At 71.7% G+C, this 22,113-nt stretch carries 18 protein-coding genes; 5 read left to right on the top strand and 13 right to left on the bottom strand.

From position 1 onward, the window contains the following. Window positions 1-23: 23 nt before the first annotated feature. Window positions 24-2,366 carry a nitrate- and nitrite sensing domain-containing protein gene (locus tag ACFY3I_RS15530; protein WP_390860970.1) on the top strand — a complete coding sequence of 781 codons (2,343 nt, stop codon included), beginning with the start codon at window positions 24-26 and terminating at the stop codon, window positions 2,364-2,366. A gap of 13 nt (window positions 2,367-2,379) precedes the next feature. Here ACFY3I_RS15530 and ACFY3I_RS15525 read toward each other — a convergent pair whose 3' ends face one another. Together ACFY3I_RS15525 and ACFY3I_RS15520 are read right to left on the bottom strand one after the other, a co-directional pair. After that, window positions 2,380-3,555 (bottom strand): AI-2E family transporter, encoded by a 1,176-nt coding sequence (locus tag ACFY3I_RS15525; protein ID WP_390860969.1) that lies wholly within the window; start codon window positions 3,553-3,555, stop codon window positions 2,380-2,382. Between the two features lie 108 nt (window positions 3,556-3,663). After that, window positions 3,664-4,467, bottom strand: a complete 804-nt coding sequence (locus tag ACFY3I_RS15520; RefSeq protein WP_390860968.1) for a serine hydrolase — start codon at window positions 4,465-4,467, stop codon at window positions 3,664-3,666. 256 nt (window positions 4,468-4,723) lie between these two features. Here ACFY3I_RS15520 and ACFY3I_RS15515 point away from each other — a divergent pair, with 256 nt between their 5' ends. Continuing rightward, complete coding sequence (locus ACFY3I_RS15515) at window positions 4,724-6,175, top strand: cytosine permease (RefSeq protein ID WP_365294848.1); 1,452 nt, start codon at window positions 4,724-4,726, stop codon at window positions 6,173-6,175. An 89-nt stretch (window positions 6,176-6,264) separates the two neighbouring features. Here ACFY3I_RS15515 and ACFY3I_RS15510 read toward each other — a convergent pair whose 3' ends face one another. From ACFY3I_RS15510 to ACFY3I_RS15490, 5 genes are all read right to left on the bottom strand, one after another. After that, window positions 6,265-6,771 carry a transglycosylase SLT domain-containing protein gene (locus ACFY3I_RS15510; RefSeq protein WP_390861356.1) on the bottom strand — a complete coding sequence of 169 codons (507 nt, stop codon included), beginning with the start codon at window positions 6,769-6,771 and terminating at the stop codon, window positions 6,265-6,267. A 408-nt stretch (window positions 6,772-7,179) separates the two neighbouring features. Beyond that, window positions 7,180-9,564, bottom strand: a complete 2,385-nt coding sequence (locus ACFY3I_RS15505) for a bifunctional salicylyl-CoA 5-hydroxylase/oxidoreductase (RefSeq protein ID WP_390860967.1) — start codon at window positions 9,562-9,564, stop codon at window positions 7,180-7,182. Window positions 9,565-9,575: 11 nt separating this feature from the next. Then, window positions 9,576-11,216: an AMP-binding protein gene (locus ACFY3I_RS15500; protein WP_390860966.1), complete on the bottom strand. Its 1,641-nt coding sequence runs from the start codon at window positions 11,214-11,216 to the stop codon at window positions 9,576-9,578. Window positions 11,217-11,261: 45 nt separating this feature from the next. Continuing rightward, window positions 11,262-12,161, bottom strand: coding sequence for an acyl-CoA thioesterase (locus ACFY3I_RS15495; protein ID WP_390860965.1), 900 nt, complete (start codon window positions 12,159-12,161; stop codon window positions 11,262-11,264). Further along, entirely contained in the window at window positions 12,158-12,640 is a 483-nt protein-coding gene (locus ACFY3I_RS15490; protein WP_365294841.1) for a cupin domain-containing protein, read from the bottom strand. The genes ACFY3I_RS15495 and ACFY3I_RS15490 overlap by 4 nt, the downstream gene beginning before the upstream one ends. Before the next feature lie 125 nt (window positions 12,641-12,765). On the opposite strand from ACFY3I_RS15490, the gene ACFY3I_RS15485 reads away from it, so the two are divergent. Beyond that, entirely contained in the window at window positions 12,766-13,179 is a 414-nt protein-coding gene (locus tag ACFY3I_RS15485) for a RidA family protein (RefSeq protein ID WP_390860964.1), read from the top strand. A gap of 182 nt (window positions 13,180-13,361) precedes the next feature. Here ACFY3I_RS15485 and ACFY3I_RS15480 read toward each other — a convergent pair whose 3' ends face one another. Continuing rightward, window positions 13,362-14,216 (bottom strand): PaaX family transcriptional regulator C-terminal domain-containing protein, encoded by an 855-nt coding sequence (locus tag ACFY3I_RS15480; RefSeq protein WP_390860963.1) that lies wholly within the window; start codon window positions 14,214-14,216, stop codon window positions 13,362-13,364. Between the two features lie 276 nt (window positions 14,217-14,492). On the opposite strand from ACFY3I_RS15480, the gene ACFY3I_RS15475 reads away from it, so the two are divergent. Then, window positions 14,493-15,098 carry a GPP34 family phosphoprotein gene (locus ACFY3I_RS15475; RefSeq protein WP_390860962.1) on the top strand — a complete coding sequence of 202 codons (606 nt, stop codon included), beginning with the start codon at window positions 14,493-14,495 and terminating at the stop codon, window positions 15,096-15,098. Window positions 15,099-15,353: 255 nt separating this feature from the next. After that, window positions 15,354-16,295, top strand: coding sequence for a D-2-hydroxyacid dehydrogenase family protein (locus tag ACFY3I_RS15470; protein WP_390860961.1), 942 nt, complete (start codon window positions 15,354-15,356; stop codon window positions 16,293-16,295). 61 nt (window positions 16,296-16,356) lie between these two features. Here ACFY3I_RS15470 and ACFY3I_RS15465 read toward each other — a convergent pair whose 3' ends face one another. The 5 genes from ACFY3I_RS15465 to ACFY3I_RS15445 form a co-directional block, all read right to left on the bottom strand. Further along, window positions 16,357-17,601, bottom strand: a complete 1,245-nt coding sequence (locus ACFY3I_RS15465) for a ThuA domain-containing protein (protein WP_390860960.1) — start codon at window positions 17,599-17,601, stop codon at window positions 16,357-16,359. A 139-nt stretch (window positions 17,602-17,740) separates the two neighbouring features. Next, window positions 17,741-18,610 (bottom strand): carbohydrate ABC transporter permease, encoded by an 870-nt coding sequence (locus ACFY3I_RS15460; RefSeq protein WP_390860959.1) that lies wholly within the window; start codon window positions 18,608-18,610, stop codon window positions 17,741-17,743. Further along, on the bottom strand, window positions 18,607-19,572 hold the full coding sequence (locus ACFY3I_RS15455) for a carbohydrate ABC transporter permease (protein ID WP_390860958.1): 966 nt from the start codon (window positions 19,570-19,572) through the stop codon (window positions 18,607-18,609). Before ACFY3I_RS15455 ends, ACFY3I_RS15460 begins: the two co-directional genes overlap by 4 nt. Continuing rightward, the gene (locus ACFY3I_RS15450; RefSeq protein WP_390860957.1) at window positions 19,566-20,882 is read right to left on the bottom strand and encodes an ABC transporter substrate-binding protein; all 1,317 of its coding nucleotides are present in this window, start codon (window positions 20,880-20,882) and stop codon (window positions 19,566-19,568) included. The genes ACFY3I_RS15455 and ACFY3I_RS15450 overlap by 7 nt, the downstream gene beginning before the upstream one ends. Then, window positions 20,879-21,865 carry a GNAT family N-acetyltransferase gene (locus tag ACFY3I_RS15445; RefSeq protein ID WP_390860956.1) on the bottom strand — a complete coding sequence of 329 codons (987 nt, stop codon included), beginning with the start codon at window positions 21,863-21,865 and terminating at the stop codon, window positions 20,879-20,881. Before ACFY3I_RS15445 ends, ACFY3I_RS15450 begins: the two co-directional genes overlap by 4 nt. Between the last annotated feature and the right edge of the window lie 248 nt (window positions 21,866-22,113).

Genomic DNA, 22,113 nt, shown 5'->3' with positions numbered 1-22,113 from the left:
CCCCGTTGTGAAGTGGAACGACCGTGCCCAAGTCCAGATCCCTGACCGGCAACTGGCCCGTCGCGAGGCGCCTCCAGGCCATTCTGCTCATCCCCGTACTGGTCGCGCTCGGCCTCGGCGGTGTCCGGGTGAAGAACTCGGCCGACACCCTGGGGAAAGCCGAGGACGCGGTGCGCGTGGCGGAGTTGGTGCGGGCCGCGAACGCCTACGCCAGTGACGCGATCGACGAACGGGACGTGTCCGTGATCCCGTTGCTGAAGGGCGAGCGGAACGCGCCCGCGGTGCTGGCGGCCCGCAGAGCGACCGACGCGGACGCCGAGGCGTTCGACCGGGCGGTGGCCCGCGCGCCCAGGACCGCGGGCCTCGCCCGGCGGATCGCCCTGGTCCGGGCCGGCGAGAGGCGACTGCCGACGGTACGGGCCGACGCGTTCACGGGCCGGCTGACCGGGGTGCGGACCGAGGAGAGCTACCACGCCGTCCAGCACCCGCTGATGGAACTCTCCAACGAACTGGGCTTCGGCAGCAGCAACCAGGCCAGTTTCGGACGCACCCTGTACGCCATCTCCCTGACCCAGGCGGCGGAGTCCCTGATCCGGTCCATCGGCACCCATCTGCTGGTCGAGGACCGCACCGCCCTGGCCGAGGGCGAACTTCCGGTCCAGCTCGGCTCGTTCAGCTCGTACGCCTACCTGGAACAGGTCGCGCTCCAGGAGTACGCGGGCGCCGGGACCGCGCGGGACATGACCCGGCTCCGGGCGGCGCTGGCGGACGCCGAGCGCAAAGGCGCGCAGCGGACCGCGAAGGCGGCGCGGGAGGCGAAGGCGGCCGGGCTGGCGTTCGTGGCACCACCGAAGCTGTCGGTGATGATCAGCGAGATCGCCGGCGGGAAACCCGTCGAACAGCTGGCCGCCGAGGGCATCACGCCCGAGTCGTTCTTCGCCGCGTCCACCCTCGCGTTCGACACCTACCGCGGGATCGAGGTACGTCTCACCGACACCGCGCTCGCCGACGCCCGCACCGTCGCCGCCGACGCGAGGCAGGACGCGATCGTCACCGGGTCGCTCGCGCTCGGCGCCGTCCTCGCGTCGGTGCTCCTGGCGGCCTGGGTGGCCCGCTCGATGAGCCGGGGCATGCGCCGGCTGAGCGCATCGGCGATCGAGATCGCCGAGCAGCGGCTGCCGGCGGTGATCACCCGGCTCTCCCGGGCCGTGCCCGGCCGGCCGGACACCAGGGTCACACCGATCCCGATCACCACCACGGACGAGATCGGCGAGGTGGCCCGGGCCTTCGACCACGTGCACCGGGAGGCGGTCCGGCTCGCCACCGAACAGGCCCTGCTACGGGGCAACATCAACACGGTCTTCACCAACCTGTCCGGCCGCAACCAGTCACTGGTGGAGCGTCAGCTCGCCCTGCTGACCGAGCTGGAGGGCAACGAGACCGACCCCGAGCAGCTGGCGAACCTGTTCAGGCTGGACCACCTGGCCACACGGGTGCGGCGCAACGGCGAGAACCTCCTGGTGCTCGGCGGTGAACGGCCCACCCGGCGGTGGGACCGTCCGCTCCCCCTGGTCGACGTCATCCGGGCGGCGGCCTCCGAGGTCGAGCAGTACGAGCGGATAGAGCTGTCGGGTGTGCCCGAGGCCGAGATCCACGGCCGGGCCGTCACCGATCTGGTCCATCTGCTCGCCGAGCTGCTGGAGAACGCCACGGCGTTCTCCTCGCCGCGCTCCCCGGTCCGCGTCACGGCGTCCCGGCTGCCCGACGCGCAGACCCTGGTCGAGATCCATGACCAGGGCATCGGCCTGATGCCCGAGGACTTCGCCCGGATCAACCACAAGCTGGTGAACCCGCCGACCGTGGACGTCGGCGTCTACCAGCACATGGGCCTGTTCGTGGTGGGCAGGCTGGCCGACCGGCACGGGGTCCGGGTCCAGCTGCGGCCGGCCGCCGCGGAGACCGGTACGACCTCGCTGGTGATGCTGCCGGGCACCGTCCTGTGGCGCGACGGCGGCCGTCCCGAGGCGGACTCGCCGGCCTCGGTCGCGCCCCCGGCCCCGGTCCGGGCACGCGCCCGGTCCGGTGCGGACGGCGGGGCGCCGCTCGCCGGCGGAGCGGCCGCCGCCGGAGCCGCCGACCCGTTCGACGGACACGAGGCATGGGGGGACGGCATTCCGGCGCCCGGGTCCACCGGCCCGTCCGAGCCCACCGGCCGGACCGGGCCCGGCAGGAGGACCGGGCGTGCCGCGGGGCCGCCCGAGCCGCCCGCCCCCTCGACCTCCCCGGGCTCGTCGGCCCACTCCCACCACTCCCACCGGGCCCGCCGGGTCCCGCGGCTCACCCGCCGCACCGGCGAGGACGGCTGACCCGACGGCGCGGTCAGGGTGGTGCGGTCCGCAGGGCCCGCACCACGGCCCAGACGACGGAGATGAACGGCACGGCCACGACGGCGCCGATCACCCCCGCCACGATGCTGCCCGCGATGACGGAGACCGCCACCACGAGGGGGTGCAGGCGCACCGCCCAGCTCATCACCAGCGGATGCAGCACGTGCCCCTCCAGCTGACCGATGACGACGATCAGCACGAGCACTCCCACGGCGGTGAGCGGCCCGCGGCCCGCCAGCGCGACCACGGTGGCCACGCCCAGGGCGACCGGCGAGCCGACCAGCGGGACGAACGCGGCGAAGAACTCCAGCAGGGTCAGCGGCAGCGCGAGCGGCACCCGCAGCACCACCAGGGCGATGCCGACGAGTACGGCGTTGGCGGCGGCCACGATGATGATGCCCCGGGTGTACCCGGCGAACGTCCGCCAGGCGGCGTGGCCTGCCCGGTTCCACGGGTCCCGGGCGCCGGCGGGCAGCAGCTCGCGGCTGGTCCAGGCCCACAGCCGTTCGCCGGAGTAGATGAAGAAGACGGAGGCGAAGAGGGCGAGCGCGCCGCCGGTGACCAGTTCGACGAGGGTGCCGAAGCCGCTGAGCGCCCTGCTGGCCAGGTTGGAACGGTGGGCCTGGATGTAGTCCACGATCTGCTGCTGGAGATGCGAGAGCGCGCCGGGCCCGAGCCGGAAGGGCGGCCGCTGGAGCCAGACCTCGATGCGGTGGATGCCGCCGCGGAACTCGTCGGCGAGCGTCGCCGACTCCTGGGCGACCGCGTTGCCGACCAGCGCCAGCAGCCCGAAGAACACGCAGATGCTGCCGACCAGGCTCACGGCCACCGCAAGGGGTCTTGGCAGCAGCCGGCTCAGCAGGTCGGCGAACGGACGCAGCACCGACGTGATGACCAGCCCCAGGAAGAGGGCGACGGCGATCAGCTGGAAGCGGCCCAGGAGCATGAACACGCCGTAGACGACGATGCCGACCACGATGAGCCGCCAGGCGTAGGCGGCGGCGATCCGCAGGGCGGGGACGACGACGGCGCCGGCGGAGGCGGCGGCCCGCGGATCCCGGGCCCGCCGGGGGATGCCCGGTCCGCGGCCGGCGCGGCCGCCCCGCACCGCGTCCCGCGCGCGGGACGGCCGGCCCCGCGCGGCCGCCGGTCCGTCCGCACCCGTCACCGTTGCTCCCGTCGCCGGCCCTCCGTCACGTCGGGTGCGTGCAAGGGCACCCCTAGTGCACGTTAGGGGCAATCCGGGCGGTGGGCGGGGTGCGCTGGGCCAAGGGGGTCAGTGGGCCGCCGTCGCGGTGACGGCCGTACGGGCGGCCCGTTCGACGAGATTCACGCCGTCCGGCATGGAGGCGTTGCCGTTGGAGAGGACCGCGACGAGGTAGTGGTGACCGCCGGCCGTGACGCGTCCGACGCTGTTGATGTCCCACAGGTCGGTGGTGCTGCGCATGAGCCAGCCGTTCTTCAGCGCCCAGCCGGCGTCGGCGGCGGCCGAGACACCCCAGGACTGGTCGGCGGATATCTCGGTCATCAGGGTGGCGATGCGGTCGCGGGACGCCGTGTCCAGCGCGGTGGGGCCGGAGCCGAAGACCGCCCGGAGCAGTCGTATCTGGTCCCCGGCGGTGGTCCTGGTGAGCCCCCAGCGGCCCCTGGTTCCGGGTGTCGTCGAGGTCAGGCCCAGTCGCTTGTTCGCCGACGCGAGGCCGGGGGCGCCGCCGATGGAGTGCCACAGGGCGTCGGCCGCGTTGTTGTCGCTGTGCCGGATCATCACCTGCGCCAGGGCGCTCTCCCGGGGGGTCAGGGCGCGGCGGTGGTCACGCGCGTGGAGCAGCAGCGAGGCGAGTATGTCGACCTTGACGATGCTGGCCGTGTCGTAGGGCGTGTCGTCGCCGTAGACCGCGGGTGCCCGGCCGCCGCCGTCCAGGTCGAGGACGGCGGCACTCACGTGCGCCCCGGCCGGGGCCCGCACGGTGGTGCGGAAGGTCGCGGGGTTCGACCCGGAGGTGGCCGCCAGGGCCGCCGGTGCGGCGCCGGCCAGCAGGGTCGCCGCCGTGGCCACGACGGCGAGGGTGCGGTTGAGCATGCGGGTGCCTCGGCAGTTCAGGTCGGAGGGACACAGAACTGCGAACATAGACAAAATGCCCGGTCGGCGACGTGACCACCGCCACGAATCGGGCGGTTCCGGGCATTTTGTGAGCAGGGCAACAGGGCGTGGGCCACGAGGGCGTCCGAAGTGGCGGCCACGGATTCCGAGGCCTCATCCGGGCTCTGAGGCCTCATCCGGGCTCTTTCGGGGGAAGAATGTGATCAGAGTGGCGGACAGACCCCTGGGAGGTGCCATGAGCACATCGGCGGAACCGCGGGTGAGCGGTCTGGAGGTCCGGTCCATCGACTACGTGCCGCTGGACGAGCGGCACGGAAAGCTGTGGCACCTGGGGCCGCTGTGGTTCATGTCGAACGCGCAGATCGCCACCCTGGCCGTGGGGCTGATCAGCATCACGGAGGGCGGCAACCTGATCTGGTCGCTGCTGGCGATCGTCGCGGGCACCGTGATCGGCACCTTCTTCATGGCCTTCCACTCGGCGCAGGGGCCGCAGCTGGGGCTGCCGCAGATGATCCAGTCGCGGCCGCAGTTCGGCTATGTCGGAGCGCTGCTGGTGTGGCTGTTCGCGTATGTGCAGTACGCGGGGTTCAACGTGTTCAACACCAGCCTGGCCGGTGAGGCGCTGGACTCCACGATCCACGGCGGGGTGAAACTGTGGGTGGTCGTGGTCACCGTCGTCGCGTTCGTCATCGCGCTGGTGGGTTACGACATCATCCACAAGGCCGAGCGGTTCCTGACCTACACGTTCCTGGTCATCTTCGGGATCTTCACCGTCGGTGTGCTGGTCACCCTGCACTACCCGGCCGGCTCCTTCGACCTCGGCGGCTTCAAGTGGACGCCGTTCCTCGCGCAGTTCGGCGTGGTGGCCGGCTACCAGATCAGCTGGGCCATCTACGTCTCGGACTACTCCCGCTACCTGCCGCCGGACGTGACGGTCCGCAAGACGTTCTACTGGACCTACTTCGGCTCGGCGCTCGGCGGCATCTGGCTGATGGTGCTCGGCACGCTGCTGGCCGCCTGGGCCGGTGACAGCTTCGACACGATCCCCTCGATCAACGCCGCCGGCGACAAGGTCTTCGACGGCTTCGGCGCGATCGTGCTGCTGTTCGCCGCCCTGGGCCTGGTCTCGGTCACCGCGCTGAACATGTACGGGGGTTCACTGACACTGATCAGCGCCATCGACTCGTTCAAACGGGTACGGCCGACGCTCGGCGTGCGTCTGATCACCATCGGCCTGACCGCGGTGCTGTCCCTGATCGGGGCGCTGGCGGCGACCACGAACTTCCTGACGAACTTCAACAACTTCCTGCTGCTGGTGCTGTACCTGTTCATCCCGTGGACGTCGGTCAACCTGATGGACTACTACGTGGTGCGCCGCGGCCACTACGCGATCGCCGAGATCTTCAAACCGGACGGGATCTACGGCCGATGGGGCTGGCAGGGGATCATCTCCTACCTGGTCGGGTTCGCGGTCATGATCCCGTTCTTCTCCGTGGGCACGCTCTTCGTGGGTCCCGCCGCGAAGGCCCTCGACGGAGCCGACATCTCGCTGTTCGTAGGGCTGCCGGTCTCGGCGCTGCTCTACTGGTGGCTGACCCGCTCGATCGACGTCGAGGCGGAGACCCGCGTGGCCGAGGCGGAGGCCGTGGCGCTGGAGCAGGCGGCGCACGAGCACCGGGAACCCTAGGGTTCAGCGCCGCGCGCCGGCGCCCCGACCGACACGCCCCTGGTGCGGCGTGTCGGGCCGGGAACCGGCCCGATGAGTCACCGCCGCGCTCAGTACGCGGAGTTGACGTTGTCGATCGAGCCGTAGCGGTGGGCGGCGTAGTTGGCGGCCGCCGTGATGTTGGCCACCGGGTCGGTGACGCTGTTCGCGGTGCCCTTGACGTGGTACGCGTTGAAGGTGGGGTCGATCACCTGGAGCAGGCCCTTGGAAGGGGTGCCCTTCTGGGCGTTGACGTCCCAGTTGTTCTGAGCGGAGGGGTTGCCGCCGGACTCGCGCATGATGTTGCGCTTGAGGCCGTCGTAGCTGCCCGGGATGCCCTTGGACTTCATGATCTGCAGGGACTGCTTGATCCAGCCGTCGAGGTTGTTCCCGTAGCCCGACTTCTGGCTGTCGCTGCTGGAGGCCGTGACCGCGGTGGTGTGCGCCTGCGTCATTTCGGCGGCCTGCGCGGTCGTCGGGATGAGGGTGAGGGCTGCCGCCGCGGCGCCGGTGGTGGCGAGGCCGGTGAGGCCGAGGGTGCGGAGGCGAGCGATGCGGGTGCGGGTGCGGGTGGTCATGGTCATGTGAGCGAATCTCCGGTGGGGACGGCGTCGGCGCCGGCCGCAGGGTGCGGCGGCGTGGGGCGGAGCCCCGTACAACCGGCGGGAGTGGGCGGACCCGGCGGGGATCCGCTCGGTCCATCGCCCGTCTCCCGGCGACGAGAGCAATGGTTAGCGGCCGCCGAAGCCGAGCGCAATGATGTGACGTACTACGGAACATCGTATAAAGCGACCAAATGCACCTTTTGGACGGGACTGGGTGCCGTCCAGCGCGTTCCGTGTCTACGACCCCCGATAGGATGTGACCTGGCTCCTATGGGTGGCGTCACGCGTCCGGGGCCCTCGCGGCGGTGAAAACCGATCGGTCCGCGCTGCCCGGCGGGAGACGAGGACCGGGCGGACGCCCGGTCCCCCGCCGGGCCGCCCTCACCCCACCACCGGCAGCCCCTCACCCAGCGGCTTCCACCTCAGATGCACGCTCTCCCCCGCCGGGTCCTCCCGCAGCAGGGACAGCCGGGGGCGGACGGCGTCGGTGCGCGCGGTGGGCGGCTTGCGACGGCCGGCCTCGAACTGCGGCGGCCATGAGGCCGCCGGACCCCGGTAGTCCTGGTCGGCTGCCGCGTGCAGGGTCCAGTGCGGGTCGTACAGATGGGTGCGGCCCACGGCGCACAGATCGGCGCGGCCGGCCAGCAGGATGGAGTTCACGTCGTCGTAGGAGGCGATGGCACCGACCGCGATCACCGCCGCACCGCTGCCGGCGGCCACCTCGTGCCTGATCCGGTCGGCGAAGGGCGTCTGGTAGGAACGGCCGTAGGCCGGGCGCTCGTCCTGGGTGACCTGGCCGGTGGAGACGTCGATGGCGGCCGCCCCGTGCGCGACGAAGGCGCGCGCGATCTCCACGGCGTCGTGTTCGGTGTTGCCGTCCGGCGCCCAGTCGGTCGCGGAGATCCGCACGGTCACCGGCCGCTCGGCGGGCCAGACCTCCCGGACCGCGTCGAAGACCTCCAGGGGGTAGCGCAGCCGGTTGTGCAGCGGGCCGCCGTACTCGTCGGTGCGCCGGTTGGCGAGCGGCGAGAGGAAGGAGGAGAGGAGGTAGCCGTGGGCGCAGTGGAGTTCCAGCAGGTCGAAGCCGGCCTCGGCGCCGCGCCGGGCCGCCGCGACGAACTCGCCGGTGACGGCGTCGAGGTCGGAGCGGGTGAGGGCGCGGGGGACGGGCGATCCGGGGCCGTACGGCAGTGGGGACGGGCCCACCACCTGCCAGTTGCCGTCGGGGAGCGGTTCGTCCATGCCCTCCCACATCAGGCGGGTGGAGCCCTTGCGGCCGGAGTGGCCGAGCTGGAGGCCGATGCGGGCGGTGCTGCGGTCGTGGACGAAGGAGACGACCCGCCGCCAGGAAACGAGCTGTTCGTCGGTCCACAGGCCGGTGCAGCCGGGGGTGATCCGGCCCTCGGGCGAGACGCAGACCATCTCCGTCATCACCAGCCCCGCCCCGCCCATCGCCTTGGAACCCAGGTGGACCAGGTGGAAGTCGTCCGGCACGCCGTCGACGGCGGAGTACATGTCCATCGGGGAGACGACCACACGGTTCTTCAGCTCCAGCGCTCCGATGCGGACCGGCTGGAACATCGCGGGGGCCCGGGTGTCCCGTCCCTGTGCCGCGGCGAAGGCCGCGTCGACGCGGTCGGCGAACTCCCGGTCCCGGGTGCGCAGGTTGTCGTAGGTGATGCGGCGTGAACGGGTCAGCAGGTTGAAGCAGAACTGGGTGGCTTCCTGGCCCGCGTACATGCCGATGTTCTCGAACCACTCCAGCGAGGCCTGCGCGGCCCGCTGGGTGGACTCCACCACCGGACGGCGCTCACTCTCGTAGGCACTCAACGCAGCGGATGTGTCGGGGTGTTCGTGCAGGCAGGCGGCGAGAGCGAAAGCGTCCTCCATGGCCAGCTTGGTCCCGGAACCGATGGAGAAGTGCGCGGTGTGGGCGGCGTCGCCGATGAGGACGAGGTTGCCGTGGTGCCAGCGCTCGTTGCGGACGGTGGTGAAGTTCAGCCACCGGGAGTTGTTGGCGAACACCCGGTGCCCGCCCAGTTCGTCGGCGAACAGCTCCCGGATCCGGGCCACGGCCCGCTCGTCGGAGTCGCCCGGCGCGAACACCGCGTCCTCGGTGGCGTCGAAGCCGGCCCGGCGCCAGACGTCCTCGTGCATCTCCACGATGAACGTCGAGCCGGTGTCCGAGTAGGGGTAGCCGTGCACCTGCACCACCCCCCACTCCGTCTCCTTGACGAAGAACTGGAACGCCTCGAAGACCCGGTCCGTGCCCAGCCACATGTACTTGCTGCGGCGCCGGTCCAGGGACGGCCGGAAGGCGTCCGCGTGGGCCGTGCGCACACCGGAGTTGACGCCGTCCGCGCCGACGACGAGGTCGTGCCCGGCGCGCAGTTCGGCGACCGCCGGTGCCGGGGTCGAGAAGTGCAGGGCGACGCCCAGCTGGCGGCAGCGCTCCTGCAGCAGGTGCAGCAGCTCCTTGCGGCTCATGGCGGCGAAGCCCTGGCCGCCGACGGTGTGGCTCTCGCCCCGGTAGTGGATGTCGATGTCCGTCCAGCGCGCGAAACGCCGGGTCATCGCCTCGGAGAAGACCGTGTCGGCGTTCTCGATGCCGCCGAGTGTCTCGTCGGAGAACACCACGCCGAAGCCGAAGGTGTCGTCCGGTGCGTTGCGCTCCCACACGGTGATCTCGTGGGCGGGGTCCAGCTGCTTCAGCAGCGCCGCGAGGTAGAGCCCGCCGGGACCACCGCCGATGATCGCGATTCTCATGGGAGTTCCTCTCACCGCCCGGCGACCGCTTCGGCTTCGACGATCTCGCGGAGCGCGAACCGCTGCAGTTTTCCGCTGGTGTTGCGCGGCAGGACGTCGTGGAAGCGGACGTCACGGGGGTACTTGTAGGGCGCCAGGATCCGTTTGACGTGGTCCTGGATCTCCCTGGCCTTGGCCGGGTCCCCGGTGACGCCCTCGCGCAGGACGACGAAGGCGCAGACGACCGAGCCGCGCTCCGGGTCGGGACGGGCCACCACGGCGGACTCGATGACGTCCGGGTGGGTGTCGATGGCGGCCTCCACCTCGGGCCCGCCGATGTTGTACCCGGAGGAGACGATCATGTTGTCGCTGCGGGCGTGGTAGTGGAAGTAGCCGTCCTCGTCGCGGTGGAAGACGTCGCCGGTGACGTTCCAGCCGCCCACCACGTAGTCCTGCTGGCGTCCGTCGTCGAGGTAGCGGCAGCCGACCGGCCCGATGACGCCGAGACGCCCCGGAACCCCCGGGCCGAGTTCGGTGCCGTCGACGTCCAGGATCGCGGCGCGGTAGCCGGGGACGGGGCGTCCGGTGGCGCCGGGCCGGATGTCGGCGCCGGCGGCGGAGATGAATATGTGCAGCAGTTCGGTCGCGCCGATGCCGTCGACCACCTCGAGGCCGATGCCGTCCCGCAGTTCCCGCCAGGTGGCGAGCGGGATGTGCTCGCCCGCCGACACCCCCACCCGGACGCCGCTCAGCTGCCGCACCCTGCCTTCGCGGACGATCGCCCGGTAGGCGGTGGGGGCGGTCGCGAGGACGGTGACACCGTGTTTCTCGACCAGGTCGGCGACCTGGCCCGGGGTCGCCGTCTCGGTGAGCAGGGCGCAGGCACCGGCCCGCAGCGGGAAGACGATCAGCATGCCGAGGCCGAAGGTGAAGGCGAAGGGCGCGGTGCAGGCGACCAGGTCGTCCTCGCGCAGCCCGAGCAGATGGCGTCCGAAGGTGTTGTCGATGGACAGGACGTCCCGGTGGAAGTGCATCGTGATCTTCGGGACGCCGGTGCTGCCGGAGGTGGGACCGAGGAGCGCCACGTCGTCGGCGGCGGTCGGCACGTCCCGGAACCGGCCGGACTTGGCGGCGCACCGGACCACCAGGTCGTCGGGGCCGGGGCCGCCGAACTCGACTGAGGTCAGGCCGGGCAGCACGGTGCGGATCTCTTCGGTGTAGCGGTGGTCGACCAGGGCCACGGCGGGCCGGGTGCGTTCGGCTATCGGGGCGATCTCCCGGGCCCGCAGCGCCGCCATGGTGGTGACCACGACCCCGCCGGCCTTCAGGACTCCGAGCCAGCAGGCCACCGTCCAGGGGGTGTTGGGCGCGCGCAGCAGGACGCGGTTGCCGGGTACCAGGTCCAGGTCCTCGGTCAGCACCTGGGCGACCTGGTTGGCCCGGACCAGCAGTTCGCCGTAGGTCCAGGTCTCGCCGGCCGGGGTGCGCAGGGCGGGCCGGTCGGGGCCGTGGCGTTCGACGGCCGCGTCGATGAGTTCGGTGGCCGCGTTGAGGCGGTCCGGGTAGTGCAGTTCGGGCGTGCTGAACTCGATCGTGGGCCACAGTTCGGCGGGCGGCAGATGGTCCCGGGCGAAGGTGTCCAGGTGCGAGGTCGGTGAGAGCGGAAGAGCCAACGTGGGGTTCCTTCCGGGAGCCCGCCGGTGGCGTGCGGCGGGCGGTCAGGCAGGGCGGATCATGCCCTCCTGGACGACGGTGGCGAGGTGACGGCGGTCGCGGGTGAAGAACCGTCCGGTGCCGAGGCCGCGGCCCGCGTCGGCGGCCACCGCTTCCTGGGCGTACAGCAGCCAGTCGGACATCGGTGCGGGGCGGTGGAACCACATGGCGTGGTCGAGGCTGGCGGTGACCAGGCCCGGATCGGCCCAGGCCAGCCCGAGGACCCGCAGCACCGGCTCGAGGATCGTGTAGTCGCAGACGTAGGCGAGGGCGGCGAGGTCGCGCTGGGTGTCGGTGAGCCCCTCGACGGGCCGCAGCGCGTCGAACGGCCGCAGCCAGACCGCCTGATGGGGCAGTCGCTCGCCCTCGACCGCGAGGTAGACGGGGCCCGGGACGTGGCGCATGTCGAAACCGCGGCCGCCGCGCCAGTAGGCCCTGGACTCTGCGGTCATGGTGCCGCCGGCGCGCTCCGCGAGGTACTCGGCCGAACTGGGCAGCGTCTCGGGGGCGGGGATCTCGTCGTCGGGCCGGGCGTGGAAGGAGCCGCCCGGCTCCCCCGCCGCGAAGTTGGCGAGGCAGACGTAGAGCACCTTGCCGTTCTGGTAGCCGCGCACCTGGCGGGTGCTGTAGCCGCGGCCGTCGCGCACCGCCTCCACCTCGTAGCGGACCTCGGCTCCGATGTCGGCCGGGCGCAGGAAGTAACTGTGCATGGAGTGCAGGGACTTGCCGTCGGTCACCGAGCGGATCGCGGCCGCGGCGGCCTGGGCGACGAGGTCGCCGCCGTAGGCCTTGGGCCACGGGCAGGGCTGGGTGGTGGCGGTGAACGCCAGGTCGAAGTGCTCGGGTGCGGCGGGCTTGAGGGTGAGGGCCGCGGTGACGATCGCGGAGGTCGGGGCGGCCGTCATCGGTTCAGCCAGTCGCGCAGGTCGGCGTCGGCCACGTCGGGCAGGTTCACCACGATGTTCTCCGGGGTCCGGGTCGTCATCCACACCAGCGGCCTGTTGCGGGAGAGGTTGCACTCGACGTGCGGCATGAAGGGCGGGACGAAGACCCAGTCGCCCTCCGCCATGTCGACGTAGTCCTCGAACTTCTCGCCGAAGTAGATCCGGGCCCGGCCCGACAGGACGTATCCGCCGGTCTCGGCCTCGCCGTGATGGTGGGTGACCGAGCGGTAGCCGGGTTCGTTGCTGACCTTGCCGTACCAGAGCCGGCGCGCCGGGGTGTGGCCGCTGCTGACGCCCGACACGCGGACGGCGCCGCCCGAGTCGGCGGTGTTCACGTCCTCCTGACCGGCCCTGGTGACGACGGGCGCGACGATGCCGCTGGGCAGCCGGTACATCTCGCTGTCGCCTTCGAGTCGGTACTTGCTGAGGTCGGGCTCCATGGAACGGCTCCGTTTCCGTGGACTTGAGAGGACCACGCTCTATCTCGTATTTTTCACGGCCGTCATTTATTGTCAATACACCCGGCCGTGCGGTCGGAGCCGGACACCACCGAACCGGAGGCCTCATGACTCCCGTCGCCGTGAACCCGCCCGAACTCCCCGCCCCCAGCGGCTACTCGCACGGAACCCTCGCGGGGAACACGCTCCATCTGGGCGGCCAGACCGCGCTCGACGCCGACATGAGGATCGTGCCGGGTGGAATCGTCGAACAGTTCCGCCAGGCGTTCGGCAACGTGCTCACCACCCTGCGCGCGGCGGGCGGTGAGCCCGCGGACCTGGTGAGCGTCACGATCTACCTCACCGACATCGCCGACTACCAGGCCCACGGCAAGGAGATCGGCAAGGTGTGGCGGGAGCTTGCGGGCCCGGTGTACCCGGCGATGGCGGGCATCGGCTGCACCGCCCTGTGGCAGCCGGAGGCGATGATCGAGATCCTCGGGGTGGCGGTGATCCCGCCGGAGCGGCTGGTCAGGCCCTGACGTCCAAGGGCTGTCCCGTAATCCCCGGTCAATCCTCGGGTGGGTCGGCGCACGGCGTCGGATGCGGTGCGTCGCAAGGCGCAGGGCCGCCCTCATACCGGGGGGCGTGTTCGGGCGACCCGACAACGCTGCGAGGTGCCGCAGCTGTCGTCGTGCGCCCGCCGGGGGTCACGGGACAGCCCTCAGGCCGTGTGGATGACCGCCAGGGCGTGGTCGCGGGCGGGTGCGCGCAGCGTCCCGTCGAGTTCCTCGAAGAGCGCGCCCGCGCTCTCGCCGCCCCAGCCCGGCGGCAGCAGGGACAGCGGCAGACCCGGGTCCCGGTACGGCAGCCGCCGCCACTCGGTGAGCATCGGCAGATAGATCCCGAACGCCTCCCGCGGCGTGACCGGCCCCGCTGCGACCCGCTCGCGCACCGGCGCGTACCGCGCGAGGAAGTCCGCGTAGAGCGCGCCGAGTTCGTCCAGGTCCCACCACGCGCGCACCTTGGCCGACAGGTCGCCGAAGGCGAAGTGGTCGCCGGTGAAGATGTCGACGTACGGCGTCAGTCCGAGGCGTCGCAGGGTGCGGCGGGTCTCGTCGCCGAGGATGCCGGGGGCCACCCACACGCCGGGGGCCGCGGTGCCGAAGCCGAGCCGGGTCAGGGCGGTGCGCAGCGCGTGCCGCTTGTCCCGCTCGGACTCGGGAACCGAGAAGACGACGAGGAGCCAGCCGTCGCCGGCCGCCGCCCGGTTCCGCTCGAAGATGCGGATGTCGCCCTCCGCCAGCACCTCAAGCGCGGAATCGGCGACCGCGTACCCGGCCGCGCCCTCGTGGCGCTCGCTCCGCAGCATCCCGCGCCGCTTCAGCCGGGAGACGGCCGAGCGGACGGCCTGGTCCTCGACGCCGAGGTCGGCCATGAGGCGGATCACCGAGGCCACGGAGAGCCAGTTGCGCTCACCACGCGCGTACAGTCCGAAGAGGGTGATGATCAGTGGGCCCAGCCGGCTGTCCCGGCCCCCCGCGCCGGCGGCGGACGACGGCTCGGCCCCCGCTGTCATCCCCACCCACCTCCGCCGACGGTCACCCTGCTGATCGCCAGGCGAGCCTACCGCGCGCACGGGACCCGGCCCGCACCCCGGACGCCCGCTCACGGCCTCCGCGGCCCACGACTCCACGGATCCTCCACGGCACGCCACGTGCCGCGTCCGGGCGGAAAGAGCCACCTGCGCGGGCGAAGCACGAGAGACTGCGTGGCGCCCACACCGGGCCACGCGTTCCTCCGCGTCACCATTGCCTCAGATACCGCTGCCACCACCTCTGTTGGGGAGTCCGACATGACCACACCCCGGGACCTGTTCATCGTCACCGTGTACGACGCCGCAGGCCGGTCCGTCGAACAGGGTGACCTCTCGCTGGCGCTCGCGGGAGCCGAGCTGGTCGATCTCCTCGGCGCCGGGGCGGTCACCCTCGACGACGAGCTCGTCGTGCCCGGTACCCGGGGCGAGACCGGCGACCGGCTCCTCGATCGGGCGCAGGCGGCGCTGCGGCGCGACACGCCGTACGAGTCGGTCGAGGACTGGCTGTGGCGCCGCGGGCGTGGCCTGTCCGCCGCCTACCTGGCCGAACTGGAGGAAGAGGGGACGGTCACCCGCGAGCGGCGCCGCTGGCTGCCGCTGCCGTCCGGGCGGACGACTGCCGCCGAATCCCCCGAGCACGCCGGGGCGCGGGAGCGCTGGACGTCGGGCGAACCGGTGCTCGCCGCCTTCGCGGCCGCCGTCGGCATCCAGGACGAGACGCCCGAGAACCTCGCGAGTGTCGTCCCGGACGCGACGGTGACGGTGGTCGCCGCCGTCGACGGCGCGGTGACGGAACTGGCCGCCGTCCGGCAGCGGCGGGAAATCGAGGACGCGGCCTTCGACAACGTGTGGCGCGGACTGTGACGGGCACCGGACGGGGCCGCCGATCCGGGACCCTCCCCTCGCCGGCAGCCCGGAGGCCGGCGCGGAGACGGCGCCGAGCAACGCGGACCTGACGGAAGGGATCCTCGCGCGGATCGGCCGGTCGGCGGATCGGCCGGTCGGCGGACCAGGGCTGCTTCGGCCGCTGGCCGCACGCGTCGCGCGGCCGCCCGGAGTCCATCGCCGTACCCTCGTCCGGGACGCGTTGCCCGTCCGCCGAGACCGAGAGGAACCCGTATGAGGATCGCGATCCTGGACGACTACCAGGGCGTGGCGCTGAGCCTGGCCGACTGGGATGCGCTCCGGGCCGACGTGCGGGTCTTCCAGGACCCCTTCGAGGACGAGGACGCGGTCGTGGCCGCGCTCGCCGGGTTCGACGTGGTCGTCGCCATGCGCGAGCGGACGCCCTTCCCGGCCTCGACGCTCGGCGGACTGCCGGAGCTGAAACTGCTCGTGACCACCGGGCCGGTCAACGCGGCGATCGACCTGGACGCGGCGCGCCGGGCCGGGATCACCGTCTGCGGCACCGGGTACTTCGGGCACCCGACGGTCGAGCTCACCTGGGCGCTGATCCTCGCCGCGGCACGGCTGATCCCGCAGCAGGTGGACTCGGTGCGCCGGGGCGGCTGGCAGCAGGGCCTGGGGACCAGCCTGCGGGGCGCCACCCTCGGGGTGCTCGGGCTCGGCCGGCTCGGGACCGAGGTCGCCGCGATCGGGCGCGCCTTCGGCATGCGGACCATCGCCTGGAGCCGGAACCTGACGCCCGCCGACGCGCAGGCGAAGGGGGCGGAACACGTCTCGCGGGACGAACTCTTCGCCGGCTCCGACGTGCTGAGCATCCACCTCGTCCTCAGCGATCGCACCCGGGGACTGGTCGGCGAGCGTGAACTGAGCCTCATGAAGCCGACGGCGATCCTGGTGAACACCTCACGCGGGCCGCTGGTCGACGAGGCCGCGCTGATCGGCGCGTTGACCGAGGGGCGGATCGCGTCGGCGGCGCTGGACGTCTTCGACCGGGAACCGCTGCCGGCCGGCCATCCGCTGCGCACCCTGCCGAACGCCGTGGTCACCCCGCACGTCGGGTATGTGAGCCGGGACCTGTACGAGGTCTTCTACCGGGACGCGGTCGAGGACATCGCGGCCTGGAGCGCCGGTACGCCCGTGCGCACCCTGTTCTGAGTCCGGGTGCCCGGGCCGGGACGCCGTGGGGAGGCGTCCCGGCCCGGTACCGCAGGACGGTTCAGGAGGGCAGTGTCCAGCTCTGGTTGGCGGAACCCCCGCAGGTCCAGATCTGCAGCCGGGTGCCGTTGGCCGAGCTGGGCCCGGTCGCGTCGAGGCACTTGCCGGACTGCGGGTTGACCAGCGAGCCGTTCGCACCGGGCTGCCAGACCTGCGATCCGGTGCCGTTGCAGTCGTAGAGCTGCACCTTGGCGCCGTTGGTGGTGGACGCCGAGGTCACGTCCATGCACTTGCCGAGCGCGCCGATGGTCCCGGACGAGGAGACCGTCCAGTTCTGCGCGCCGGTGCCGTTGCAGTCGTAGAGCTGTACGGCGGTGCCGTTGGCGCTGGACGCGCCCGCCACGTCCACGCACTTGCCGCCGTAGCCGTGGATGGGGCCGGTCTTGTCGGTGGGCGGGGTGACCGGACCGGACTGGCCGGACGCCCACTTGATCTCCTGGAGCAGGAGCTGGTTCTGCTGGGCGCTGCCGAAGGTCGACGACAGGGCGGTGTTGGTGTCGTAGTTCATCGCGTTGTGGCCGAAGTTGTTGTAGACCATCTTGTAGCTGCGGTTGGACCAGACGATCGGGTAGTAGCCGCTGTACCAGGTCTGGTTGGGGTCGGTGCCGATCGGGAAGGTCGACTGCGCCATCGAGGCCAGGATGTCGATGTTCGGGTTCTGCCGCAGGTCGTTCTGCCAGCTGTACCACTCGCTGACCGAGGACGTGATGGTGGCCGGCAGGTTCGCGGTCGCGGGGTGGGAGCGGTCCTCGATCTGGAGCGTCTCCGCGGTGGGGCCCCAGCTGTTGCTCTTGAAGGTGCCGGTGCCGAGGAACGTGTTGTGGTACCAGGGCCAGTCGCTGGTGTTGTCGTTGTACGCCGAGACGTGGAAGCCGATGAATCCGCCGCCGCCCGCGACGTAGTTCTGGAAGGCGGACTGCTGCGACGCGGTGTGCGGGTAGTCGTCGAGGAACATGACCACCTGGTAGTTGGCGAGCGTCGCGGTGTTGAGGCGGCTCCAGTCCGTGGTCTGGGTGTAGGTGAAGCCGTTCTGGGCGCCGGCCTGCGGGAACCAGGTGGCGGCCTCGTGGTCGAAGCTGATGTGCGCGGCGTCGTAGGTGCCGTCGTAGAAGGCGATCACGTTGACGGGCGTGGCGGCCCGGGCGGTGTGGACGGGTGCGGCCTGGACGCCGAGCACCACGGCGAACAGGGCGAGGAGTCTCAACAGGGTGCGGGGCAGGGCTGTGCCCGGGTGGGGGGTCGTCATGCCAGGACCTTCCTCATACGTGAACGTCGGAAGACATACGTAGACGTGCCGCATTGAAAACCCTGGTCCGTGGACATGTCAATGGTTCAGACCAAACCACTCCCTGACGCGGAGGCGGTCGACGGCGGGGATCGGCGGTTCACTTGAGGCCGCTGAGCATCACACCGCGGATGTAGTGCTTCTGGAGCAGGAGGAAGAGCACCAGGACCGGCAGGGTGCTCAGGACCAGACCGGCCATCACGATCGGCGTGGTGCGGGTCGGGTCGACGTAGTCCTGGAGCAGCTGGATGCCGACGGGCAGCGTCATCACGTCGGGGTTCGCGGTCGAGACGAGCAGCGCCCAGATGTACTCGTTCCAGGCGTCGACGAACGTCAGCAGTCCCAGGGTGACGAGGACCGGCTTGGTCTGCGGGACGACGATCCGCCACCACACGGTGAACTCCCCGGCGCCGTCGACGCGGGCGGCCTCCAGCACCTCGTCCGGGATGGAGATCATGAACTGGCGCATCAGGAAGATCCCGAAGCCGCTGACGAGGAACGGCATGGCGAGCGCGGCGATACTGACGGTCAGGCCGGCGCCGCCGCGCCCGAAGAGGTCGTTGCCGCCCGCCAGCGGCCAGTGCACCAGGATCAGGAAGTGCGGGACGAGGAAGAGGAACGGCGGGAACATCATCGTCGACAGCACCAGGCGGAAGACGAAGTCCCGTCCCCGGAAGCGGAGTTTGGCCAGCGCGTAGCCGGCCAGCGACGAGGTGACCAGCACCGAGCCGCTGATCAGGCCCGTGGCGACGACGCTGTTGCGGAAGAGCACCGGCAGGTCCAACTGGTGCACAGCCGCACGGTAGTTGGACAAATCGAACGCGTCGGGCAGGAACCGGTACGGCAGCCGGCCGGCCTCGTCGGCGCCCTTGAAGGACGTCATCACCATGTCGAGGAACGGCACCACGGTGAGCACGGCGCCGGTGACGACGAGCAGGTACGACAGCCAGGGGAACCGCCTGCGGATCACGCGTCCTCCCCCCGGCGCCGGAAGAGCCACAACTGGACGAGCGTGACCGCGAGGACGACCGCGAAGAGCACGAAGGCGGCGGCGCTCGCGGTGCCCCAGTCGCCGTAGGAGAAGGCCTGCCGGTACATCTCCAGGGCGGCCACGTCGGTGGCGTCGCCGGGGCCGCCCTTGGTCATGACGATGATCAGCGCGAACGACTGGAGGCCGGTGAGGAACTGGGTGATGCAGACGAACAGCAGGGACGGCCGCAGCAGGGGCAGCGTGATCCGCCAGAAGACGGTGACGGGACCGGCGCCGTCGAGCGCGGCGGCCTCGTAGTAGGACTGGGGGACGGACTTCAGTCCGGCGGTCAGGACGAGGATCGCCGAGCCGACCGAGGCCCAGGCCTGGACGACGACGACCGCGGGCAGCGCGGTGTCCGGGTCCTGGAGGAAGGCCACCGAGCCGAGGCCGAGGCCGTTGAGGACGCCGTTGACGAGGCCGCCGGGTTCGTACATGTACTTCCAGACGTTGCCGACGGCCACGACGGTCGTGACGATCGGCAGGAAGTACAGGGTGCGCCACAGTCCCTGGAACCGGAGCTTGTCGATGCAGGTGGCGACGAGCACGGATCCCGCCAGCGCGAGGGCCACGGTGCCGAGGGCGAACAGCAGCGTGTTGGTGAGGACCGGGGTCAGGAACGTCGCCCCGTCCGCGAACAGGCGGGCGAAGTTGTCCGGTCCGACCGGGTCGATGTCGCCGAGGTCGAAGCCCGCCCAGCGGGACATGGACAGCAGCAGCGCGAAGCCGAGCGGGAGGGCCAGGAAGACGGCGTAGAACAGCAGCGTGGGGGCCAGGAAGAGGTAGGCGACGAGGGCCTGGCGACGGCGTTGTCCCTCGCGTCCGCCGCGGCGGACGCCGACGGCGGACGGGTGGCGGGCCGCCTGCTCGGCGGGCTCCGCCGTCAGGGTGGCGTTCACCATGAGCGCGACACCTCCTGGTCGACCTGGCGGCGGGTGGTGCGCAGGGCCTCGTCGACGGACTGCCGGCCGGTCCACAGCGCCTCGATGTTCTTGCGCAGCAGGGACTTGGCCTGCTGGGCACCCGGCCCGTTCGGCTCGGGTACCGCGTAGCCGAGCGCGTCCAGGAACGGCCGCAGGTTCGGGTCGCCGCCCGTGCCGAGCAGGGTCCGCATGTCGTCGGCGCGGCCGGTCAGGGAGCCCACCGATGCCTGCAGGGCGCTCATCCGGGTGGCGCCGCGCACCTTCTCGGTGTTGAGCCAGCGCAGGAACTCCCATGCTTCTTCGGGGTGCCGGCTGGCGGTGTTGACGCCGAGCATGAAGCCCGTGGAGAGCGTGGCGTGGCGGCCGTCCGCCTCGGGCAGCGGCACGGGGGCCACGCCGACATCACGGTAGGCGTCGCCCATCAGGGACTTGAGGTTCGCCGTCCACCAGCCGGCGCTGATCACCATCGCGACCTGCCCGGAGGCGAACGCCTTGTAGACGTTGACGCCCGGGTCGCTGGCGCCCTTCGCGACGAGGCGGTGCTGGAGGTCGAGCACGGCCCGGCCGGCCGGTGAGTCGATGGCGGTGCCTCGGCCGTCCGCGGTGACGAACCGTCCGCCGGCGGCGTTCAGCAGCGCCAGGGTCTGGCCGACGGTCGTGGAGTCGTCGTAGGTGGACAGCCCGAACCCCTGGACCAGGGTGTTGCCGTAGCCGTCGCGCCGGGCCGTGCGGTAGGCCGTCCGCTCCAGCTCCCGCCAGGTGCCCGGGGGCCGGTCGACGCCGGCCTCGCGCAGCAGCCGCTTGTTGTAGTAGAGGGCGTACGTCTGCGTCTCGGTGGGATAGCCGTAGACCCGGCCCGCCACCGACGAGGAGCCGACCGCGGCGGCGCCGTAACCGCGCCTGATCTCCTCGGCGTGTCGGGCCGGGGCCGGCCGCAGCACGCCGGCCCGGACCAGTTGGCCGTTCCACAGGCAGTACGGCTGGAGGATGTCGGCCCCCTGGCCCGCGGCCTGGCGGACCATGAACGTGGTGAGCAGGTCGGTGAACTCGACGGCCTTGGTCGCCACCCGGACCCGGTCGTGGGTGGCGTTCCACTCGTCCACCGGGCCCTGCAGGGCGGCTTTCAGCTCGCCGCTCGCGTAGTGGGAGAGCAGGGTGAGGACGACCGGCTCACCGGGCCGCCCGGTGCCCAGGCGGGGCGCGGCACAACCGGTGCCGAGCAGCGCCGGGGGCAGCGCGAGCGCGAGGCGGCGGCGGGTCAGCCGGCCGCCGGAACGGGTCTCCGTCATCGCGGGGCCGCCTCCCGGCGCAGCACGCGGAACACCCGGGTGGTGGTGAAGCCGGTCTTCCGGTAGAGGTGGCCGGCCGGGGACTGCGCGCCCGTCCACAGGAACCACGCGGAGTGCGCGCGCAGCGCCCGCATCCGTTCCAGGACCAGGTGGAGGAGGACCTCGCCGAGTCCGGTGCCGCGCATCTCCTCCAGCACCCCGATGGGGCCGAACCGTTCGTCCACCGCGTCGAACGCGCCGTGCATCGCCCAGCCGACCATGCGGCCGTCCGGGTCGCGGGCGGCGACGATCCGGTCGAGCGGGGTGCCCGCGGTCAGGCACGCCCGGATCGTGCACGCCCAGTCCGGACCGAAGTGGCGCCCGGCGAGCGCGAGCAGGTCCACCAGGTCGTCGTCGGCCGGGGTGGCGAACCGGTAGCCCCGGCCGGTCAGTTGCTCCAGGCGGTGGGTGACCTCGTCCGGGCGGCGGTAGCCGACCAGGCCGCGGTCCATCGCGGCCGCCTCGTACAGCGGCCGGAATCCCAGCGACTCCAGCAGTCCGGCCGCCTCCGGGTAGGCCTCGGCGTCCAGGCCGGGGAAGACGTAGTTCGGGGTGTACGACGAGAAGTCCACCCGGGTACGGCCGTGCCGGTGCAGCCAGTCGAGGGCCTCGGTGAGCAGCCGGCGGCCGACACCGCGCCCGCGGGCTTCGGGTGTGACGAAGAAGAAGGGGATCCAGCCCTGCTCCGGCTCCAGGTCGGTGCCGGCCATGGGGGTCAGCCGCCGTACCGCGTAGGCGGCACCGACCACGTGCTCGCCGTCGACGGCGACCCGCAGCCCCTCCGGATCGAAGTTGGGGTCGAGCAGGACCAGGGTGCGGAAGCGGTCCGCGGTGATGGGGTCGGCGGGCACACTGCGGCGCCAGGCCTCCACCACGCGGGGCCCGTCGCCCGCGCGGAAGCCGCGGATCCCGGTCGTCACCGCGCCGCCGTCGTCCTTGCCCATCTCCCGCCCCGTCCGCCGTGACACCTCTCGCGAGCGATGGTCGGGAATCTACTCTTATGTCCCGTCTTCGGTGGCGATGAATCGCCGACCGCCGGACACGGACGGGTGACCGGCGCGGATCAACCGTCGTCACGGTCCGCGCACTTGCCCTCCGGACCGGAGCGTCACGACACGCTGACGGGCATCCCTCGGACGTGGGACGTTTCCGTGTCGCCGGAGCGTCCGGGTGCGGTGACGGTGTGTGATGG

The organism is Streptomyces sp. NPDC001068, assembly GCF_042897315.1.
In the GTDB taxonomy this organism is placed as follows: Bacteria; Actinomycetota; Actinomycetes; order Streptomycetales; family Streptomycetaceae; genus Streptomyces.
This window is presented reverse-complemented; position numbering and strand designations above follow the sequence as displayed.